Consider the following 20973-nt stretch of genomic DNA (forward strand, 5'->3'; position numbering starts at 1 on the left):
GACCGATACCGCAAGTCTTTTGGTTGTCAGCCGACAAAAATACCGTTTTTCACAACAAAACCAGTTAGATACCAAACCTACACCCTGAAAGGGCCAGCAGCCCCGCCCGCCGGCTCTTTCCGCAACGATAAACTTATTCGCGGATAAAGGCTTCATCAAAATCGCGCCGCATCCCGGTTTCGGCATCGAAGAGGTGCAGATGTTGATCTTCAAAGCTCAAAAACATCATTGTTCCAGCCGCCGGAGTGACCCGCGTGGAGGCAACGACATTCACCTCCGGCTGGGAAGCAGACGTAAGATATGTCGTTGCTCCGGTGCTTTCCACCATGCCAACCGGCAGGCGCAGCTTGGCCTCGCTCTCCGATACCAGACGCAGATGTTCGGGGCGCAGCCCAACCATAAGCGCCTCTCCCTCCGGCAGCGATCTTGCCAAGCTCAGCCTTTGCGGTACGCCCGGTGCCAGTTCCAGAACCAAAGCCGCTTCTTCAACGCTCGCCGGAATGAAGTTCATCGCCGGAGAGCCGATAAAACCGGCGACGAAGCGATTGACGGGGCGGTCATAAAGCTCAAGTGGCGCACCTTGCTGCTCGATAACCCCCTGGCGCATCACCACCACATGATCGGCCATGGTCATGGCCTCAACCTGATCATGGGTCACATAAACAGAGGTCGCCCCCAGGCGGTCATGCAGCGCGCGAATTTCCTTGCGCATATGAACCCTGAGAGCGGCATCGAGATTGGAGAGCGGCTCATCGAACAGGAATGCCTTGGGATGGCGAATGATCGCTCTGCTCATGGCAACACGCTGGCGCTGCCCACCGGATAGTTCCCGCGGATACCGGGTGAGGAGATGCGAAAGTCCGGTCGTGGCGGCGACCTCAGCGGCAGCGCGCTTCGCCTCTGCCTTCTTAACCCCTCGGATACGCAGTGAATAGGTCAGGTTTTCCTCCACCGTCATGTGCGGATAGAGCGCATAGGACTGGAAAACCATGGCAAGATCACGCTTGCGGGGCGGCACGCCGTTCATCCGTTCGCCAGCGATCAGCAAATCACCGGAGGAAATGCTTTCCAGCCCGGCCAACGATCTCAACAGCGTGGATTTTCCACATCCCGAAGGCCCGACCAGCGCCACGAACGACCCTTTGCGGATGTTGAGATCGATATTGCGGAGAGCATGATAGGCGCCATAATATTTATTCACGCCGGTCAGTTGAATTTGCTGCATCACTTTAGGGCTCCGGACGTCAGGCCGGAGACAATCCGGCGTTGCAGGAGAACGAAAACCGCCAGGATCGGCGTGACATACATCGTGGCGAAGGCCATGATATTGTTCCATTCATTGGTATTTGGGCCCATGAAGGAATTGAGCCCGACGCTGGCCGGCTGGAGTTCCACATCCTGAATGATGGATTTGGAGTAGACGAACTCGCCGAAGGCCTGCATGAAAATGAGAATCGCCGCCACCAGAATCCCGTTGCGGGCCAGCGGCAAAACAATGTGAAAGAACGCTCCGAAGCGGGAATTTCCGTCCACCAGCGCCGCTTCCTCCAGTTCCAGCGGCACGCTCATGAAGGTGGCGCGCACCAGAACCACGAAAAAGGGCATGGATTTGGCAGCGATCGCCAGCACCACGGCGAGGCGAGGGGTCTCCAGCAGCCCGATTTGCGAGAAGCCGACGAAGATCGGCGTGATCATCAACGAGGCCGGCAAAACCTGCAACATGAGAATGAGAAACAGCCCAACATCCACCCAGCCATTGCGATAGCGCGCCAGCACATAGGCGCAACCCGTGCCAAGAGCGGCAATCAAGACCACAGAGCCGAGGGCGATGACCAGCGAGTTCCAGAGATAGCGCGCCATATTGCGGCTTTCCCAGACATAGGCATAGGTGCTCCATTGCGGGTCCGTGGGCCAGAAGCCGGGCGGTGTCGCAAACATCGCGGAGCCGCTCTTCAGCGTGGTGATGTACATCCAGTAGAGCGGAAAGAGATAGACGGTGGCGAGCATCAGCGCGATCACCAGCATCAGACGATTTCGCAGCGTCTCGCTCATCCCCTTACCTCCTGCCGGGTGGAACGGACATACACGACCGATGCCAGCATGACGAAAACCACCATGATGACGGAAACAGTGGCCCCCTTGGCGAAATCATATTGCTTGAAGGATAGATCCCATGCCCAGTATTGCGCCACGTTCGACGCGTTGTTCGGCCCGCCGGAGGTAATAGCAGCAAAGAGATCGAACTGCTGCAGGGTAAAGATCAGCCCAAGCGAGATGACCGCGCCGATGGAAGAGCGCATCATCGGCAGCGTCATGGTCCAGAAACGCTGCCAGACGGTGGCGCCATCCAGTTCAGCGGCTTCGTACAGATCCTTAGGGATAGCGGAAAGGCCGACCGACAGCAGGATCATGTTGAACGACGTACCGAGCCAGATATTGGCAATGATCACGGCCCAGAGCGCATAATGGGGGTCTGATCGCCAGAAGATATTCTGGGAGATCAGACCCGTCTGATGCAGCAGGAAATTAATGACACCGAAGTCGCCGGAGAGCATCCAGTTCCAGATGGCTCCAACCACCAGTCCCGGCATGACCCAGGAGACAAGAAATAGCCCACGCAGCCAGGACGCTCCCGGAAAATTGACCCAGAAGAACAAAGCCAGCCCAAAGCCCAGCAGAAACTGACCGGCAATCGAGGCTGAGACGAAGATCGCGGTATTGCCGAGAATGGGCCAGGTTTCCGGCTGGGCAAACAGGCTGCGGTAATTAGAAAGCCCCGCAAACGGCCTGATGACGCTGCCCAGCGAAAACATGTCCACCTCCTGAAAGCTCATGACCACATTGTAGAGCAGGGGAAGCCCGGACAGGGTCAGAAGGAAGGCAAGCGGCAGGACGACCAGCAGAATATCGAAGCCGCGCCCATCCGTCAGCGAGAGAAGCAGTTTGCGCATGGCGATCCATTCTTCCTAGAGCTTTTCATTGTTTCACGGAGATATTGAAACGCTCTAACTCTTTGTTTCTACGCATTTCCGGAGGGAAAACCGGTTTCCACTTTTTTCGGGACAATGCTCTAACTTATCCGTCCTGCTGGACGGCGATCATCTTGAAAGGATCAAAGCAATCGCCGCCCCAGAGAAAACCGGACAGAAGGGGAGGGGAGGGGGCTCTCAGCCGAGCACCGCGTCGATCTTCTTCTGCGCCTGATCAAGAGCATCCTTCGCGGACATCTGCCCTGTCAGCGTCGCCTGGATGGCATCCTGAATGGCCTTGGAAATCTTCGGCCATTGCGGATGCGGACCGCGCGGCTGCGCATATTTAAGCTGATCCTGAAATACTTTCAGCGCAGCATCCTTATGCTCATTGCCGGTGGGCGGCAGAGTGATATCGGAGCGGGCAGGGAGCTGACCGTATTTCTCGAACATCTTGTCATCCTGGGAGGCGAAATATTCAAGAGCCTTGAACGCCTCGTCAGGATGTTTGGTGGACGCGAAAATCGCCCAGTTGAAATCACCCATGGCGGAAGAGCGTTCCGCACCCGGTTGCGGCACAGGCAAAAGCGTCACGCGCCAGTCGAATTTGGCCTCACTGGACATCCGGTTCAACTCCCACGGACCGGAAATCGCCATCGCGGCATTGCCGGAATTGAACGTGCCGGTCGAATCCCACTGGCCACGCGTCAGGCTGTCAGGTGAGGCAAGCTTCTCATCCATAAGGGTTTTCCAGACTGTCAAAGCCTTGACGGCACCCTCGCTATTGATGTGCTTGTAGCTGCCGCCTGCCATCTGCGCCCAGGGCAGAAACTGAAACGTGCCTTCCTCGCTGGCCTTAGCGGAAAAGGCGAGACCGTAGACATTTTTCGCAGGATCACTGAGCTTGCGCGCCGCATCGAGAAGCTCGTCCCAGGTTTGCGGCGGCTTGTCCGGGTCAAGACCCTTTGCGCGGAACATGTCGGCATTATAATAGAGGGCGATGGTGTTGGTGGCCTTGGGCACACCGTAAAGCTTGTCCTTCCAGGTCACCGAAGCGAGCGGACCGGGAAAATAATTCTCTTTCTTGATCACCGTCGACTTTGCGATCCTGTCGGTCAGATCAAGAAAAGCGCCGCGCGAGGCAAACAGCGCGTGCTCGGGATTATCAATGGCGATAATATCCGGCGCCTGACCGGTGGAATAGGCGCGCATGGCTTCACTCACCACATCCTCAAAGGGTATCAGCCGGTATTCCACCTTGATGCCGGGCTCCTTCTTCTCGAATTCCCGCGCAAGGTTCCAGGCTGGCTGCTCCGGCTTATCAAGGCTCCAGATGCGTAAGGTAATCTCCTCGGCATGCGCGGCGGTCAACCCGGCAAGGGCAAAAACGCCTGCCAGCAATAGGCTACGAATCTTCATGTTCTCCTCCTCACATTGGTTTAATCGCCCTGCCTCCTCCTGACCGGACGCAATCTAACTCTTTGTTTTCACGCATCTCCGAGCGGAGGCGCTCCAGTCTCAAACCGGGTCGGGCACGAAACTGCCTCCCCGGCACTGCTTGAGGTAATTCAGGCCGTGCACCTGGCCCGTCATTTCCAGGGTGTCGCGATAGACGGGGTCATGCCAGCCTTCGATATCGATGGAGCCTGACCATCCGGCCAGCCGCAGTTCGGAAATCACATCCGTCCAATTGGTGTCGCCAAAGCCCGGCGTGCGCATGAAGACGAAGGGATGCTTGCCAAAAATCCCGTGTTCCCGGATCACATCCCAACGAATGGTGGCGTCCTTGCCGTGAACATGGAAAAATTTATGCGCCCACTTGCGGATCTGCGGAATGGGATCGATCAGATAGACCATCTGATGGCAGGGCTCCCATTCGAGCCCGATATGATCCTCCGGCGTTTCATTGAAGATCAGTTCCCAGGCATCGGGATTATGCGCAATATTCCAGTCTCCGCTCTGCCAGTTGCCGTCCATGGCGCAGTTTTCGAAAGCGATCTTCACGCCCTTGTCGGCAGCCCGGCGGGAAAGTTCGCTCCAGATTTCGCGATAGCGCGGCAGGCTGTCGGGCAGCGGCTTGCCCCGTACCCGTCCCGTGAAACCGGCAACGCAATTTGCCCCGAAATGATGGGCATTATCGATGCAATCCTTCCAGCCCTGCAACGTTTGCAAGTCCAGATCCTGTTCTTCCAGAGGATTGCCGAACATACCGATAGTCGACATGGTGATGTCGCGATCGCCTATGGCCTCCCGGCAACGCTTGCCGAGTTCGGCCAGATCCTGACCATTGGTGGTCTGCCAGAAAAAGGGTTCGAAACTTTCAAAACCCATATCGGCCAGTTGCCCGATGCGACGGGCCGCTTGGCCGGCGGAGGCACTGATCATGGTGCCGATACGAATGGAATGACCGAAGTTGGACATGGCAATCACGATCCTTATGCAAATCTTGCGATAACGTGAACGGGCTACCCGTTCGAATCGTTTGGAAACAAAGAGATAGATCATCTTCGTGAACCCGGTTTCACCCGGTATGCTCTATCGTCACTGGCTGACCGGTGCGGGCGCTCTCGATCGCCGCCAGCACCATGGCAAGGCTTTTGATGTTGTCATGGCTGACGGTTTCGGGCTTATGACCATCACGAACAGCGGCTACGAAATCTTTCAGCACGCTGCGATGGCCGTGAGTCTTCCCATCAATAGGGGAGGGGGGAACCTCGACGGATTGGAACCCGGGCAACAGTCCCGGTTCCTGTCCTTCAACGGTCGCTTCGAATGCGTCTTCGCCGTCCCAGGTCAACATGCCTTTGGAGCCGACAAGCCGCCAGGCGCTTTCCCAACTGGTGCGGCGCCCTCTGGCGCACCAGGAGCCGCGATAGGTCAGCACCACATCGCCTTCCAGCTTGAAGATGGCATTGGCGCTGGCTCCATGGGCATACCACGAGCCTGCGGGATTGCTTTCCACGCAATAGGCTGAAAGCGGTTGACGGCCCGAAACGAAACGGGCGGCGTCCAGCGTGTGGATGGCCATGTCCAACAGCAGCACATGTTGCATGGCCTCGCGGAAGCCGCCGAAATGCGGTCCGATGAAGAAATCACAGTGAACGGCTGTCAACTCGCCAATCAATCCTTCCATGACGGCGCGGCGAAGCCGCCTGATGCCGGAAATAAAGCGACGGTTCTGGACCACCGCATGCACGCGGCCCGACTGCTGAGCCAGGGCCACCAGATTTCGGGCCTCATCCATATCCATCCCCAGCGGTTTTTCGCTGAGAACATGGCAGCCATGGGCAAAGGCGGTTTCAACCACGCCGGCGCGGGCAGCGGGCACCACCACATCAAACAGCATATCCGGTCGCGTCCGCGCCAGAACCGTGGAAAGCTCCGTGCCGAGCATGGCCTCATGCTGCCCGAATTCGTCCGCCAGCGTCTTCGCCGCACCAATGTCCAGATCGACGAGACCAACAATCGTCACCTGATCGGAGAGTTCGGGATCTTCACGGAGTGCCGTTAGCCAGCCCCTGGCCATAGCTCCGCACCCGCATAAAACGGCCTTGTATGTCACGGAAATCCTCCTGAACGGAAGCGGTAAAACTCCTCTTTCACCGCCAACCGTAAACGTTTACGACGATAGTTTTGAACGGCTTGCCTTGTCAAGTGCCATTTCGTAAACGATAACGGACTTGAAAGGGCCGGGGCATCATGAAAGGCATACGCCAGCTTGCGCAGCATCTCGATATTTCCATAGGTACGGTCTCCCGGGCCTTGAATGGCAAGCCGGATGTGAACGAGGAAACGCGACGCCGGGTATTGGCGGCAGCGGAAGCCTTCGGCTATGTCGCCAATCAGGCGGGGAGGGCGCTTCGCAAAGGCTCAACCGGCATCATCGGGTTCATGATGCAAACCGGTCACGACATCACCGGCCATGGCGATACCTTCTTCATGAGCGTTTTCGACGGGGTGCAAACCGTACTTGCCCGCCATCATCTCGATCTGGTGGCGCTGCTCTGCTCTTCCGAGGAGGATCCGGATGCCTATTTGCAACGTGTCGTGGCGCGAGGCTTTGCCGATGGCATCATTTTATCTGCCACGCGCATGCGCGATCACCGCTTCAAGACACTGAGCCGGGCGCAAATTCCCTTCATCAGCCTTGGCCGCAGCCAGAGCCATACTGGCCCCATGTGGTTTGATCTAGATTTTGAAGGCATGGCCGACACCGCCATGAACCGTCTGGTCGCCAAGGGTCACAGCAGGATTGCCATCAGCCGTCCCTATGGCGACATCAATCTCGGCTATATCTTCGAGGCAAGATGCCGCGACGCTCTGGCACAACATGGCCTGCGGCTGGATGACACCCAGGTTTTTCACTCCAGCCCGAATGAGGCTGGCGGATATCAACTGGCTCAGGACTTCCTATCTTCGCCAGATCGACCGACCGCCATGGTTCTGCTGAATGAAGCGACAGTCATCGGCTTTTATCGCGGGCTGGAAGAAGCGGGGCTTCGTCCGGGGCACGATGTCGCGGTCATCGGCCAATACAGCCCGATGGCCGAATTTCTGGTGCCGCGTCTCACCTGTTTTCGGCCCTCCTTGCGCGAGCTGGGTATTGCGCTTGCAGAAAGCCTGCTCTCCACCATGCCCGCCTTTGCAGAACACTACGCGCAAGCACCGCGCCAATGTCTGTGGCCGATGACTCTCGTGGAAGGGGAGAGTGACGGCAGCCTGCTCTAGGCTCAAAACTGTGCAGCGGTTTTGCGATAACGACATGCGTTAAAACGAGAACTTAAAGCACTTGTGTAGATGCTCCTGCAAAGCCCCACACAGACGTCACTCATCAGAATTGTGAATCGGCAAACCTCTACCGATTCAAAACTCTCATTGGACCGGATCACGCCAATCGGCCAGATTTCCGCCTATGAAAACCGACCCTCATCACCTTTACCTCGAGCGGACCGATCCGGCGAAAAACATGGCGCGCTTTTATGCGCTGGAAATTTCGCAAACGCTGTTTGGCGATGCCTGCCTCACCCGACGCTGGGGGCGCATCGGGCATTCCGGTAAATCCCTCAGCCATCATTTTGAAAGAGCAGACGAGGCCCTCCGCCTGTTTCACACGCTCGCCCGGCGCAAGACGGGACGAGGTTATTGCATCCGCTCCTGACGATCGAGAGAAACCATGACAGCGCCGTGCGTTTTATCAAACGCAAACGGACGCTGTAAGGCTTTAAATGTGCTGCATAATTTTCACCCTCAATCGATTCCGATTTAAGGAATTATGCAGTAGCCTGAAGTGTCGCAGGCCAGGCGTTTCATGGATGAGATCCACGTCTTTCGATCCGATCACACTCTCAGGAAACGGCGCGTTCGCCGCGGCCGTTAAGACGCAACAGCGCCATGAGCGGCGGGCCGACGGAAAACTCGCCCTTGCGCGCCTTCGCCGTCAAGCCACGCAGATAGCCACCCGGCGAATGAATATGTCCGGCCCGTTCGAGCATGCAGGCAATGGTGATTGCCGCCGCTTCCGGCCCCATGACCTCACAGGCTTCCTCAAAGGCCGACGGACTGATGCCAAGTGTAGATCGCACGACAACAGCCGCAGCCAGAAAATCACGCCAGGTTCCAATCATGCCGCCCGACGTGTAATCGGCCATCTGCGGACAAGCCCGCAACACCATAGCCAAAGGAAAGGCCGTTAACCACGCATTCTGTCGGTTGTTGTCGACCTCGGCGGCTGCCCCCTGCTTCTTTTCGAAGCGAGGTTCAAGTTCATGGATGGAGTCTGGTTTTGAATTCTGTTTGTGCTGCTCATTTAGATCAGCATTGCCGTTCATATTTTGAACATTTTGCTGAAAATCCAGCACGTTGAAGACCTGTTGGCGCAAATCCTCCATGTCCTGAAGGAGCAGAGCCAGCTGCTGAAGCCCAGGATCGCGTGGGATGCGCTGAACGATCCGCCGATAGGCCGCATCCAGCGCGTCCCAATCACCGGCAATGCCTTCCTCGAGGGCAGCGGTAATCAGTTTGCGCACGTCGCGACGGCAAAGCGTCAGATTTTCGCGGGCCCGTTTCAGTTGAAGCCGCTCCTGCACAACCTTCTGGGCCATGAGCGCGAGTTCTCCTGCCCGCAGCAGCAAGGGCTTCAGGTCGAAGCCAAAGGCTTTTTCCACCGCACCCGATGTATCCCGATGCGCATAGCGCTTGCCATTGGGGCTGTCGCGACGTTCGATCAGTCCCGCCTCCACCAGCGCAAAAAGCGCACGGCGAAGCGTGGCGCCGGAAATGCCATTGGCGCGTGCCGAAAGCTGCACATTGGAGGGAAATACCACCAGCCCCTTATCCTCGCAGAGTTCGGCATGCGGATAAAAGGATAAGAGCGCATTCAAGACCGATAAGGGACGATCCTGTAGCCCCAGCATGTCCCGGGCTTCGCAGGCATCGCGAAACACGCTCCACTTGTCGACGCTACGATCGCTGCTGGTGTTTTCCGCCTCGACCTGCCGTCGAACCAGCGAAAGCTTCGCCCCCCGCCGCCCGAAAGGCGTCGTTGTCGTTCCAATCTCCATCATCTTCACCTTGCAAAAGGCAAAAGAAGAACGCTCACCAAAACGGTGCCAAAGACTCTTGACTGGACCGGGGGGAAATGCGATTCTCTGTCTGCTACAACACGAGAAGGGCTTCCACTACGGCAACGTAAGGGGGGCCTTTTTCTTTTGCGGTTTACTGCTCCTCTTGTGCTTTTTCCGCCAGGAACTGCGCATAGAGCGCATCCAGCCGGGCGGATAGAAATTCTCCAAAGGGACCTGCATTCTTCGCTTTCAGCGACAGCGAATAGGCCCTTGTCTGCGCCGTGATCTCCGCGACCACGGCCTTGTCCTCTGCCTGCCAGGTGGCTTTGCGGGTCGTCGCGTCCCCTTTCTTCACGGCGCGCGCCGTCCCCTTCAAAGCCTTGTACAACAGGTCAAAACGCTCATCGGACGCCGCGCCGTCGAAAGCAGGCGTGGCAATCAGGTCCTCAGCCTTGCGGCGATTGGCGGGCTTTGCCAGGAGCAGGGAGAGTTCCACCCAGCGCTCGCGGCCGACCGAGGCTGCCGGACCGATGGCCTGCATCTTTTCCCGGCCGATACGCTCGACCACCGACAACATCTTCGACACGGCAGAGGCGTCTGCCGAGAGGGCCGCCATGATCACCTCGCGCTCATAGCCCAGTTCATCCAGGGACCGGGCAAAACTCGCCCGCTCCGCAAAGGAGAGATCCGTGCGGGCGGAGTTTTCCTGACCCTGGGCAATCACATGCGAGCGATCATCGATGGATTTGACCACCGCGCGCACCATCCGTCCCAGCTTGCGGGCCGCATGCAGACGCCGGTGGCCGAACACGACCTGATAGCGGCCATCGGACTTCGGGCGCACCAGAATGGGCGAATCCTGGCCCCGCTCGGCAATTGCCGCCACAAGCTCGTCAAATGCCGACCCCTCGACGGCCATCCGGTCCTGCACGAAGGAACCGTCGACAAGATTTGGATCAAGCTCGACGATCGCCTCACCCTCGAGAAACTTGTCGGCCTGACGCGCCAACTCATCCAGCGATCGCACCAGGGATTTTCCGGCGCCTCGCATAGGATAGGAGGTCACGCCAGCCTGCGCATCATCCGCATCCGTCAGTCCGGCCAGCAAATTCTTTCTTGCCATCGCTTTATCCCACCCTGCTTCCAGGAGATTCGAGAGGCTATCAGCCCCATATCAACGCAACACAGACGCGATACGCTCGTTTCCGTTCGTCTTTGCGGGGCGAACCGCTTCCCGTTTTCGGTCCATTGCTAACAACCAATGGCCATCGTCCCTATCCGCTCTTGATGCTTCGGACCTTGTTTCGTCATATCAAAGCCTGCCAGACCCAAGCCCTCTTTGCATCAAAAGCCCGCTCAGCGACCATTCTGACGCCCCCAGGCCTGATGAATGAGCCCGGCAATCTCGCTATTGACCGCGTCCAGCGATTCCAGCGCCCGATCATAGGTGCCCCGGTTCATCGTGGCGCGTTCCACCTCGTAAAGCGTCTGCTTGGTAATGCCGGCGTCGGCGATGGCCGTCGATTTCAGCATCTGGTTCTTCAGCATATATTCGTGGAACATGGTCGACATGAAGCCGACCATCTGCGCCTGCGGCACGTCCGTGGGCTCGTAGCGGGTAATCAGATAGCGGTACCAGGAGAGATTGACCTCGGCGCCAGCCGCACGAATCGGCTTCAGGATTCCGCCCAGCATCAACAGGAACTGGCCCATGGACATCACGTCCAGCATTTGCGGATGAATGGTGATGAGAACACTGGTTGCCGCCGTCAGGGCTGTCAGCGTCAGATAGCCCAGTTGCGGCGGGCAATCGACGACGACGACGTCGTATCGGTCATCGACATCCTGCAAGGCCCGCGATATCCGCGTGAAGAAGGTCTTTCCCTCGTTCGTCGACCTGTTCGACATGGCGAGCGGCGTGTCATATTCATATTCCTGCAGATCGAGATTGGCAGGAACAATATCTAGGCCTGGAAAATTCGTGCCCTGGATGATCTCGGAGATCGGCTTGCGCTCACCATCATAGCGGATGGCCTCATAAAGCGAGCCCATCTGGTCAAGCTCCGGTTGGAAGCCATGCAACGAAGTGAGCGAGGCCTGCGGGTCGAGGTCAACCGCCAGAACCCGATGTCCCGTCAGGGCAAGATATTGCGCAAGATGCGCGGCCGTGGTCGTCTTGCCGGAGCCGCCCTTGAAATTGACCACCGCCAGAACCTGCAACTTCTCACCCTTGCGCCGATGCGGCACATAAAGGCGGCTGTCGGAGCGGCCATGCTCATCCAGATACTGCCTCAACTCCAGCATCTGTTCGGCCGTATAGGATCTACGCCCGGAAGGAGAGGTCACGGGGGAGGGGCCTTTGCCATCAAGATGCAGCTTCTTCAGCGTGCTTTGCGAAACACCGACGAAACCGGCCACTTCAGACAGGGAAAAGCTGCGCAACGTCTTTCTTGCATTCGGTGGGAAACGCTGCATGCTGAGCAGATGAAGCCTCTTCGAGATCAGGTCTCCCTGATCAAGGATCTCGTCCTCGAAATGCCGTTCGCCGGCCACGGCCGACCTCGAATTAGCGTTCATTGCGAAAAAGCTTCCATATAACGGTTTTGGCGCCAATTTGCCTTCTTAACCGTTATTATCTCCGATTCGGCCTTTTCAGCAAGCACCCATTGTGGACTTCCTGGACTCCGCTCGTCTTCATCGACCACGACATGGCTTCGTAGCCGCGGACCGTGCTGATTTTCCATACCCTTCAACGGCTGCCCGAAGCCGAAGATACGGCAGGATCAACATCGAGGATCTGCCCCGGTTTGCACCATTTCCACCCCGTGTTGACAAAAATTTTAACTGACTGTGGAGCATGTTGGCTTTCATGGGGGAGGCGGGAATGATAATCGGGCTTTACGAGGATGATCCGTTGGAGAGCACCGGCGGATCGGCCGGGCTCATGTGCCAAGGCTGAACTGCATGACCCAGGGATTTGTTGTCGAAAATGCCTCCGTCCGCCGTCTGGATCGCAGCCGGGTCAAGCGCATTCTGTTTCAGTTGCGGCTGGTCTCGGGACTGGTGCTCATTCTCTATGTCCTGATGCATCTCACCAATCTTGCGCTTGGGCTGCATTCCATCGATGCGATGGAAAAGGCGCGCCATGTGCTGCTGTTTCCGTGGATGAGCTGGCCTGGCGTCACCCTTCTCACGGCGGCGGTGCTGGTCCATGCCGGGTTGGGCCTGATGACCCTGGCGCTGAGGCGCAGCCTGACCTTGAGCCGCACGGACTGGGTGCAGATGTGCCTTGGGCTCATCACTCCGCCGCTGGTGCTGAATCACGTGGCGGTCGCTGGCATTCTCCATCATCTCGATCCGGATTTCAGGCCGGATTATACCTTTCTCCTTTCGGTTTACTGGAACCTTGCTCCGAAATCTGCCTTGCAGCAGGTTCTGGTGGTGATGGTCGTCTGGGTGCACGGGGCCATCGGTCTCTACAGCTGGCTGGTTCTGAAGCCGGTCTGGCGGCGCATCGGCGCCTTTGTCACGCCGGTGCTGTTCTTCGTTCCCATTCTGGCGCTGCTGGGTTTTGTGCGCGGCGGCAAGGAAGCTTTGGCGAAGCTGGCAGCCGACGGCCACTGGCAGGAACGCATGCGGCACTCGCTGGATATCATGGCGGAAGCCCGCCCCATGCTCGATGTCCTGCAAACCCGCATCCTGCTGATCTACGGGCTGCTGGCGTTGGTCGCCTGCGCTATCCTGATGCTGCGCATCCTGAAACGGCGCCGAATGCGGGTTGGTGTCACCTTCGAAACCGGACAGCGCGTGGCTGCAAGGCCGGGCCTGTCGCTGCTGGAAATCAGCCTTCTCAACCATATACCCCATGCCAATATCTGTAGCGGGCGTGGACGCTGCGGCACCTGCCTTGTCGCCATCACCTCCGATCCCTCGGTGTTGACGCCGGTGTCTGCAACCGAGGCGCAAACGCTGAGGCGCATTCAGGCCGCCCCCGGCCAACGGCTGGCCTGTCAGGCGCATTTGACGCATGGCTCTGTAGAGCTTGTCCGCCTGCTTCCATTTCATGTCGATGCAGCCTTTTTGCGTGAGAGCCACCCCGCCATCGACACAGCCCTTCCGGAACAGGTGCGATGATGGCGGTCTCGCGCACCAAATCGACCTTTTGCACCAGTTTTTTTGCAAGCCTCGCCTTTCTTCTGCTGGCGCAGGTGGCGGCAGCACAGGAGCCAGCGGCCCCCACCCATGGCAAGAGCGGCCTGATGGTGCATGCCCTGCACGCGGCCAATTACCGGCTTGGCCGCCTGACCACGGCGCTTGAAAATGCCCCCGCAGAATTTGCCAATGTCTGGCAAACTCTTTCGGCAGCGAGCGCCACGACAGATGGTATCGTCACCCTGACCTATTGGCTGATTGTCATGCTGATCGGCTGTGGCATGGAATGGTTTTACTGGACCTATGCCGCTTCCAGCCTCCGTGTCATCGATGAAACTGCCATCACGTCCGCCGCGCAGGCCTTCCGGCTGGCGGCCCGGCGCTTTCTGCTGCTGGCGACCGGGCTGGTGCTGTTTATCCTTGCCATATCGGGCAGCCTGACCTTTTTCGAATGGCCGGCAGGCTATGAAACGGCCGTCTTCACCAGCCTCCTGCTGATTTTCAGCCTTCGGGTCGCCTGGCTGCTGGCCGATACTCTGCTGGCGCCCGGCCGGGCGCGATTCCGGTTCCTCGATATTGATCCCCGCTCGGCAGGTCTCTGGGTTGCCACGGTGGTTCTGGTGGCGCTGTTGCTTGCCATGTCCGGCATCGTCGGACCGGTGCTGGAACAGATGGATGCCCCGGACGCGGCAGAAACCCTGCATATCCTGACAGCAGCCCTTGGTTCGCTTGCCGTGCTGGCAACCGTTCTGCGCCATCAGCACGCCATTGCCCGGCATGATCAGCACAAGCCGCCGAAATTTCCGGTGGAAATCCTGATGCCGGTGATGATCGCCGCCGTGTTTGGCCTCTGGCTCGTGGCAGGTCCGCTCGCCTCCATGCTGCTGGCCAGCCTGTTCATTGTCTCGATCATCCAGTGGCACCTGAAATCGGTGGTGTTCTTCTTCTGGAGCGAACGTGATTTCACCAGCAGCCAGGACGGGCTGACGCTTGCAGAAGAAGCGGGCGCGCTTGGCCATCGTCTGGCCCCCTCTATTGCCCTCTCAGTGGCGCGATACAGCGTCTGTGTTCTCGGTATTGCAACCGTTTTGCTGGCTGTCGGCATTCCGTTCAGCGAAGTCGAGAACAGCCAGAATCCTGCTGCACGCTTTGTCCTGCATCTTCTGGGCGTCACCGGCATTGCGCTCGTCACCCATGTGGCCTGGGTCGCCGTCAGGGTTCCCATCGATCAGCGGCTGCGGGAGCTCGGACCGAGCGATACCCATGGTCGTCCCAATCCCAATGCCCGGCTGATGACGCTGTTGCCGATGCTGCGCATGGCGGCGGGCGTCACCTTCGCCATGCTGCTGATCCTTTCGGTTCTGTGGACCTTCGGCGTCGATGTCACACCGCTTCTGGCCGGCGCCGGGGTCTTCGGACTGGCGCTCGGCTTCGGTTCCCAGGCTCTGGTGCGCGATCTCATCTCCGGCATTTTCTATCTCGCCGAAGATGTGTTTCGTGTCGGCGAATATATCGAAAGCGGCAGCAATATAAGGGGAACGGTGGAACGCATCACGCTGCGCACCGTCGCATTGCGCCACCAGAACGGCCCCTTGCATTTCGTGCCCTACGGGTCTCTGGGCAGTGTGCGCAACAATTCGCGCGACTGGTCGATCGACAAGTTCAATATACCGCTGCCCGTCTATGTGGAAAGCGAAGCGGTGCGCAAGCTGGTCAAGAAGGTCGGGGAAAGCATGCAGGAAGATCCCGAACTCGGGGCTTTGATGCTGGAACCCTTGAAAGCCAAGCTTTACCGCATCGATCCCGGCGTGAAGATCTTCCGCTGCAAATTCCGCTCCGCCCCCGGCAACCAGTTTGAAATCCGCACAGAAGCCTATCGGCGTATCGAAAAGGCGCTGAAGGAGGCGGGTATCCCGTTCGCCGCAGGCACGCAGGTGCTGGTGAACGACATGCTGACCTCCCCGCCCTCCGGCGCGGTAATGGTGGCGCCTTCAGCAACAGGAGCCGCAGCGGGGGCAGAGAGCTGAGGATCAGGATGCAAATAAAAAAATGCAGGCGCTGTAGGATCAGCGCCCGCCGTTTTTTGACCCTCAACCGGCTAGCTTGCTCTCGGTCGGCGAAGACATGGTCTCCGTGACTTCCGCCCAGCCAAGGCCCGGCTGATAGCGCCAGGCCATCCGTCCGTCCTGGTCCAGCGTGAAGAGCGACAGCCAGCCATTGTCAAACAGCGCCCGCACATGAGCGTGCCGCCGCAGAATATCGGTGATGGCCTCCTTCGGCGCTTCGACCGCCACCGTCAACCGCAGCGGCTCGTGCACGAAGGCCTCGCCGTCATGCACGGATTGCCAGGGCAGGCCCGTCCGCAGATTGCCGCCATTGCCTTCCACCACGCCGATCCCGCCGACAACATTGTGCAGCAGCTTGTTGCCCGCCCCAAACAGCTGAGGCGCCACGGCAGAGCCAAAATATTGCAGGCTGATCCAACTGGCCACGACCACGGGGGCCGTCAGGATCAGTTCCAGCACCTTGAAGCCGTCATCCTGCCGCCAGACATAATCGTGCAGGAAGGCCTGCCCTTCAAGATTGCGCCCCTGGGTCCGCGACCGAGGCGCAGCGATGAAGGCCCGGCAGCCCGCAAGGCCGAATTCAGGCCGAACTTCCGCCCAGTCCCGGCTCCGCTCGATAATGGACCCTGCGGTAGCGCGCGGCAGACGCGCGGCCCGCTCGGTCCGGGCCAGCCGCCCAGCCTGATCCAGCCAGTTGCGAATGGGTTCAAGCATGTCCGGTGAAGGAAGAGCCACATCGCCGTCAAACAGCGTGACCCCATCCGTCGTGGTGTCATGGAGAGCCGCGATGAAAAGCGTATCCGTGGGAATGATGATGCCTTTTTCGGCAAGGCCCTTGCGCACCTCAGCCTCATTCAGCAGGCCAGCTAGCAGCCGCGCATTGACATCCCCCGCATAGCCACCGCAGGCACCGCAATGGAGCGCGCTGGCATAGGGATTGTTCACGACATTTGCTCCATGGCCACAGAGAAGCACGACCTTGGCAAAGCCCTCTGTCAGCGACATCGCCCGCAGCACGGTCTCGGCCATCTTCGTCCGCTGATCGAGATCAATCTCTGGAGAAAGACGCGGAGCAGGGGCATCGGGCTTGCGGCTTTTGGCAAGCCCCAGCCCATCCTTGAGCAGCTTGGCAGCATAGACAGGCCCCATGGCCTCGACGAAGGCGAAGGAAGAAACCGCAGCCAGCTTGAACCGGCCCCAGGCCCGCACCGCACGCGCGGCAAACCGTGCCTGCCGGTCGCTCTTATCCTCGCTCTCAACGGCGCTGCAGGTGAAGACCGAGGGCTTCAGCAGCACCGGCAGACGGTTCTCGCTGACATCGGAGGCAAAGCCCTTGTGGCTGGCTCCCAGCCCGAAGAAGCCGGCAAAGCCGGACGTCCGGATGCCGGGATCGATGCTTTCCAAGGCCCGCCGGAACACTTCCGAGCGCACATCGATACAAAAGGCCGCATGAAGCTGAGGCCGCTGGTCTGTCAGCTTGACAGGGGAGGAGAGGCTCAGCGTTTGCGCCAGCCGCCGCTGGGCAGCCCGCTCGGCTGCGGATTGAAGCACCGCATCGATCTGAACCGTCTCATCGACAGCCACCGGTGCGGCATGCGTGCGGCGAATGACCCGCCATTCCTCGGCAATCGCCGCCTCGTACCGCTCGTAAAGCGCCTCTTCAAAGACCAGCCGGATGGCCAGCAGTTCCAGCGCGGTCTGATCCGATCCGCCATCCAGTTCCGCCTTCCATTGCAAGTGCCGGGCATATTGCCCCCAACCGCCCAGCGTCAGCAGCAATTGGTGGAAATAAGTGCCCGGCTCCGACGCGAAGCCCAGCCTTATCGCCGCCCGCTCGATCAGTCCCTGCGCCGTCTCGGGCGTGCTGGCCACGGAAAGGGCGAAGCCCTCCAGTCCCAGAATTTCAGGGGTCAGATCGTGAAGGGCGAAGGCCCGCCAGGCGGCATAGAGGCCGTTATGCCGGGAGGCGGCCCAAAGCGCCTGCCCTTGGTCGAAGAAGCCCGAGGCAAAGATCCCGATCCGCTCGGCCACCAATTCCGGCCAATCCTTGCCGGAGGCGCGCGCCGCCAGATCGGCTATGGTGGGCAGTGCCAGCGGGGCAGGGGCCTCCTGCCGCGCCTCGGCCTTCAGGCCGCCAAGATCCAGCCGTCCGGCAAGGGTGCTGTTTTCGAGCGCTGCAATCAGATCGGCATCGCTGATCTCGCCCTTCGCGATGCTATCGGCATAATGCTGCCGGGGCAGGGCAAGGCGCACGCCGCCGATACGCCCCAGAAGTGCCGCCGTCTGCTCAAAACTGGCCTGAGCCTGACCGAAGAAGGGATTGACGGCCACGGTGGCCGTCAGCGGCCAGGCGGGAGGAATGGCCCGCACCGCCTGGTCCGCCGCTTGCGCCAGGGCTTCGCCATGGAGGCTATCGATCTTGATCATCTTTACCATCTTGTTCATCGGTTCAATCCTTGGCGTGGTGTGCGGCTTGACTTGCAAAGGCGGTCTTGACGGGGAGGGTAGCATCGGCAACTCGCCAGCCGCCCAGCAGCCGGTCGAAGAGGGCATTGACATAAAGGCCGTTGGCGAGATGAACCCTGAGGCCAGCCGCCGCCGGATGATAGGCCCAGAGCGGGAAGAGCGACTGCGCCACGGCCACAATGCCGAAGCTGATCACTCCCAGAAGCATCAGCGTCCATTCCAGCGGACCGGGACGAGGGGTTGGCGGCAAGGTGCCATGCATCAGCATGTCGGCGCCGTGCTGCAAGGCGAAGTAGGCCGTGGCCGCCAGAAGCGAGGCAAGCAGCGTGCGCCGGGTCAGCGCCCACGGGGCGGCATCGGCAAGACCCTGGGCGATCAGATAGGCCACGCCGAAGATCAGAATGGCCCCCAGGGCAATAGCCTGCGGCGGCTTTTCCGAAAACCCGAAGAGCAGGCCAATCACCCCGTAGATCGCAAGCGCCAGCACAAAGGCCCGCGTCACCGCCACACCATCAGGGATTGCCACCGGCCCGGGCCTGCGGATGGAGGCAACCGTTTCAACGGCACTCCCCGAGGAGAGAAAGGCATGCGCCTTGTAGAGCGAATGGGCGACGATGTGCAAAAGAGCGATGGGAAACAGCGCCAGCCCGCATTGCAGGATCATGAACCCCATCTGCGCCACTGTCGACCAGGCCAGCGACGTCTTGACTGCAGGCTGGGTGAGCATGACGAGGCTGCCGAACAATGCCGTGAAGCCCCCGATCATCACCAGCACCGCCAGCACCACCGGCGCCTGCAGCATAACATCGGCAAAGCGAATGAGCAGGAAGCCACCGGCATTGACCACGCCCGCATGCAGCAGGGCCGAAACGGGGGTGGGCGTTTCCATGACTTCCGTCAGCCAGCCATGGGTGGGAAATTGCGCCGATTTCAGGATGGCAGCCAGTGCCAGCAAGGCGGCGGCGGTAACGCTCCAGGAGCCACCCGCACCCTCCCGGGCCGCCGCCAGGATGGCGGCGATCTCACCCGTGCCGAAGGTCAGCCCCAGGATCAGAGCGGCGGCAATCAAAGCGACATCTCCAATGCGGGAGACGATGAACTTCTTGCGCGCGGCCCGCTGCGCTGCAATGCGCTGCGGATAAAACAGCAGCAGTTGGTGCAGCAGCAGGCTGGAGGCGACCCAGCCGGTGACGAATTGCAGAAGCGTGCCGGACTGAACCAGGAACAGAACGGCCGCGAGCGTCGCCGTCATCCAGGCTGTAAACGGTCCTTGCCGCGCCTCACCATCCAGAAAGGTTCCGGCATAGCGCAGCACCACCCACCCGATAAAGGAAACCAGGCTGAGCATGACGAGGCTGACGGGATCAAGCCGCGATCCGAAGGTGAAAATGCCGAAACCAGCCATCGGCCTCGTTCCTGCACCATCTCGTATAAGCACGAAAGCGGAGATCAGGGCGATGACCATGGCGCCAATTGCGGTCCATTCAGCCACCTTCACCGCGAGACGCGGTCTCAACCCAGGCGAAAAACAGGAAAAAAGCGAGGCCGCAACGAGAAAGAACGGCGCAAGGAGAGGCAAGGCGTGGGTCACAGATTTTCTCCGATCTTACCCACCGGCTTTAGTGCGGCGGGCCTGTGAAACACCTGTTAGCAGCCGCAGCATTCCAAGAAAAATTCATTGTTTTTCAGATTTCGTTCTATAAAATAGAACTATGGTTGATCTGAACTATCATCACCTGCGATATTTCCGTGCCGTCGCCCATGACGGCAACCTTACGCGTACAGCCGAACGGCTGAACCTGTCGCAATCGGCCTTATCCATTCAAATCAAACAGTTGGAGGAGCGGCTCGGGCACGCGCTGTTCGAGCGGCGCGGCCGCCAGCTTTACCTGACGGAGGCAGGCCGCATTGCGCTGGACCATGCCGACACGATCTTCGCCGCCGGTGAAGAACTGGTGGAAACCCTGAAGGAAACAGGCCGCAGCCGCCGCAGCATTCGCATTGGCGCGCTGGCCACCCTGTCGCGCAACTTTCAGATGGAGTTTCTCCGGCCCATTCTCGGACTGGCAAATGTGGACATGATCCTGAGGTCCGGCAGCACGGGCGAATTGCTGGCGGCCCTGGAAACGCTGAACCTCGATATCGTCCTGCTCAACCAGGCGCCCATGGCCGATTCGCTCACACCCTTCATCGCCCGGCATGTTTACCAGCAGCGCGTCAGCCTAATCGGCAAACCCTCCTATGGCGCGCGCGGAGCCATGCTCGCCGACCTTCTGGCTGCGCATCCGGTCATCCTGCCAACGCTGGAAAGCGGGGTGCGCGCCCAGTTCGACGCGCTGGTGGAAAAGCTTGGACTGACACCCCAGATCGCAGCCGAAGTTGACGACATGGCCATGATGCGCCTTCTGGCCCGTGAAGGCATCGGCCTCGCCGTTCTCCCGCCCATTGTCGTCAAGGGCGAACTGGAAGCGGGCACCCTGGTGGAATTCGATGCCCTGCCGGGCATGATCGAATCCTTTTACGCCGTGACCATCAAACGCCGATTTCCCAACCCGCTAATCCGACCGCTTCTCGAGGCAAACGGCTGATTGCGTCTCTTGTCCGTAACTGCAATGAACAGCGGCCCGACCGAAGCAACGGATGAAAAAGTTCCATAATGCGCCTTACCGAACTTTGAACTCACAGGGGGTGGGTTCAAGGATGAAGTGCGACTTGCGAATGATACCAATGGGTTGTCACTCGCAAGGAGAATGCAAT

The 20973-nt window shown here is 59.4% G+C and carries 16 protein-coding genes; 5 read left to right on the forward strand and 11 right to left on the reverse strand.

The genetic code is table 11. The annotated features are described in order from the left end of the window. Nucleotides 1-133: 133 nt before the first annotated feature. From QO005_RS22745 to QO005_RS22770, 6 genes are all read right to left on the reverse strand, one after another. On the reverse strand, nt 134-1228 hold the full coding sequence (locus QO005_RS22745) for an ABC transporter ATP-binding protein (protein ID WP_307160316.1): 1095 nt from the start codon (nt 1226-1228) through the stop codon (nt 134-136). Continuing rightward, the gene (locus tag QO005_RS22750) at nt 1225-2052 is read right to left on the reverse strand and encodes a carbohydrate ABC transporter permease (protein ID WP_307160317.1); all 828 of its coding nucleotides are present in this window, start codon (nt 2050-2052) and stop codon (nt 1225-1227) included. The genes QO005_RS22745 and QO005_RS22750 overlap by 4 nt, the downstream gene beginning before the upstream one ends. Then, nucleotides 2049-2951 carry a carbohydrate ABC transporter permease gene (locus tag QO005_RS22755; protein WP_307160318.1) on the reverse strand — a complete coding sequence of 301 codons (903 nt, stop codon included), beginning with the start codon at nt 2949-2951 and terminating at the stop codon, nt 2049-2051. The genes QO005_RS22750 and QO005_RS22755 overlap by 4 nt, the downstream gene beginning before the upstream one ends. A gap of 216 nt (nt 2952-3167) precedes the next feature. Beyond that, the gene (locus tag QO005_RS22760) at nt 3168-4388 is read right to left on the reverse strand and encodes an ABC transporter substrate-binding protein (protein ID WP_307160319.1); all 1221 of its coding nucleotides are present in this window, start codon (nt 4386-4388) and stop codon (nt 3168-3170) included. A gap of 99 nt (nt 4389-4487) precedes the next feature. Then, nucleotides 4488-5390: a sugar phosphate isomerase/epimerase family protein gene (locus QO005_RS22765; protein WP_307160320.1), complete on the reverse strand. Its 903-nt coding sequence runs from the start codon at nt 5388-5390 to the stop codon at nt 4488-4490. Nucleotides 5391-5490: 100 nt separating this feature from the next. Beyond that, complete coding sequence (locus tag QO005_RS22770) at nt 5491-6531, reverse strand: Gfo/Idh/MocA family protein (protein WP_307160321.1); 1041 nt, start codon at nt 6529-6531, stop codon at nt 5491-5493. A 137-nt stretch (nt 6532-6668) separates the two neighbouring features. On the opposite strand from QO005_RS22770, the gene QO005_RS22775 reads away from it, so the two are divergent. Together QO005_RS22775 and QO005_RS22780 are read left to right on the forward strand one after the other, a co-directional pair. Then, on the forward strand, nt 6669-7697 hold the full coding sequence (locus tag QO005_RS22775) for a LacI family DNA-binding transcriptional regulator (protein WP_307160322.1): 1029 nt from the start codon (nt 6669-6671) through the stop codon (nt 7695-7697). A gap of 238 nt (nt 7698-7935) precedes the next feature. After that, the gene (locus QO005_RS22780; RefSeq protein ID WP_370878144.1) at nt 7936-8127 is read left to right on the forward strand and encodes a WGR domain-containing protein; all 192 of its coding nucleotides are present in this window, start codon (nt 7936-7938) and stop codon (nt 8125-8127) included. 187 nt (nt 8128-8314) lie between these two features. Here the strand turns inward: QO005_RS22780 and repC are convergent, their stop codons facing one another. The 3 genes from repC to repA all read right to left on the reverse strand — a co-directional run bounded on the left by repC (nt 8315) and on the right by repA (nt 12109). Further along, nucleotides 8315-9529, reverse strand: coding sequence for a plasmid replication protein RepC (gene repC / locus QO005_RS22785; RefSeq protein ID WP_307160330.1), 1215 nt, complete (start codon nt 9527-9529; stop codon nt 8315-8317). Nucleotides 9530-9683: 154 nt separating this feature from the next. Further along, nucleotides 9684-10655 carry a plasmid partitioning protein RepB gene (repB, locus tag QO005_RS22790; protein WP_307160324.1) on the reverse strand — a complete coding sequence of 324 codons (972 nt, stop codon included), beginning with the start codon at nt 10653-10655 and terminating at the stop codon, nt 9684-9686. Between the two features lie 233 nt (nt 10656-10888). Continuing rightward, entirely contained in the window at nt 10889-12109 is a 1221-nt protein-coding gene (gene repA / locus QO005_RS22795; protein WP_307160325.1) for a plasmid partitioning protein RepA, read from the reverse strand. Between the two features lie 387 nt (nt 12110-12496). Here repA and QO005_RS22800 point away from each other — a divergent pair, with 387 nt between their 5' ends. Then, nucleotides 12497-13666 (forward strand): 2Fe-2S iron-sulfur cluster-binding protein, encoded by a 1170-nt coding sequence (locus tag QO005_RS22800; protein ID WP_307160326.1) that lies wholly within the window; start codon nt 12497-12499, stop codon nt 13664-13666. Next, nucleotides 13663-15711 carry a mechanosensitive ion channel family protein gene (locus QO005_RS22805; protein WP_307160327.1) on the forward strand — a complete coding sequence of 683 codons (2049 nt, stop codon included), beginning with the start codon at nt 13663-13665 and terminating at the stop codon, nt 15709-15711. Before QO005_RS22800 ends, QO005_RS22805 begins: the two co-directional genes overlap by 4 nt. 63 nt (nt 15712-15774) lie before the next feature. Here the strand turns inward: QO005_RS22805 and QO005_RS22810 are convergent, their stop codons facing one another. Both QO005_RS22810 and QO005_RS22815 read right to left on the reverse strand, forming a co-directional pair. Further along, entirely contained in the window at nt 15775-18186 is a 2412-nt protein-coding gene (locus QO005_RS22810; protein ID WP_307160331.1) for a YbcC family protein, read from the reverse strand. Between the two features lie 13 nt (nt 18187-18199). Then, nucleotides 18200-19621 carry a proton-conducting transporter transmembrane domain-containing protein gene (locus tag QO005_RS22815; RefSeq protein ID WP_307160328.1) on the reverse strand — a complete coding sequence of 474 codons (1422 nt, stop codon included), beginning with the start codon at nt 19619-19621 and terminating at the stop codon, nt 18200-18202. 307 nt (nt 19622-19928) lie between these two features. Between QO005_RS22815 and QO005_RS22820 the strand changes: the two genes are divergently transcribed. Beyond that, nucleotides 19929-20804: a LysR family transcriptional regulator gene (locus QO005_RS22820; protein ID WP_307160329.1), complete on the forward strand. Its 876-nt coding sequence runs from the start codon at nt 19929-19931 to the stop codon at nt 20802-20804. Nucleotides 20805-20973: the final 169 nt, after the last annotated feature.

Origin of the sequence: Allorhizobium paknamense, from assembly GCF_030815125.1 — a bacterium.
Classification (GTDB): Bacteria; Pseudomonadota; Alphaproteobacteria; order Rhizobiales; family Rhizobiaceae; genus Allorhizobium; species Allorhizobium paknamense.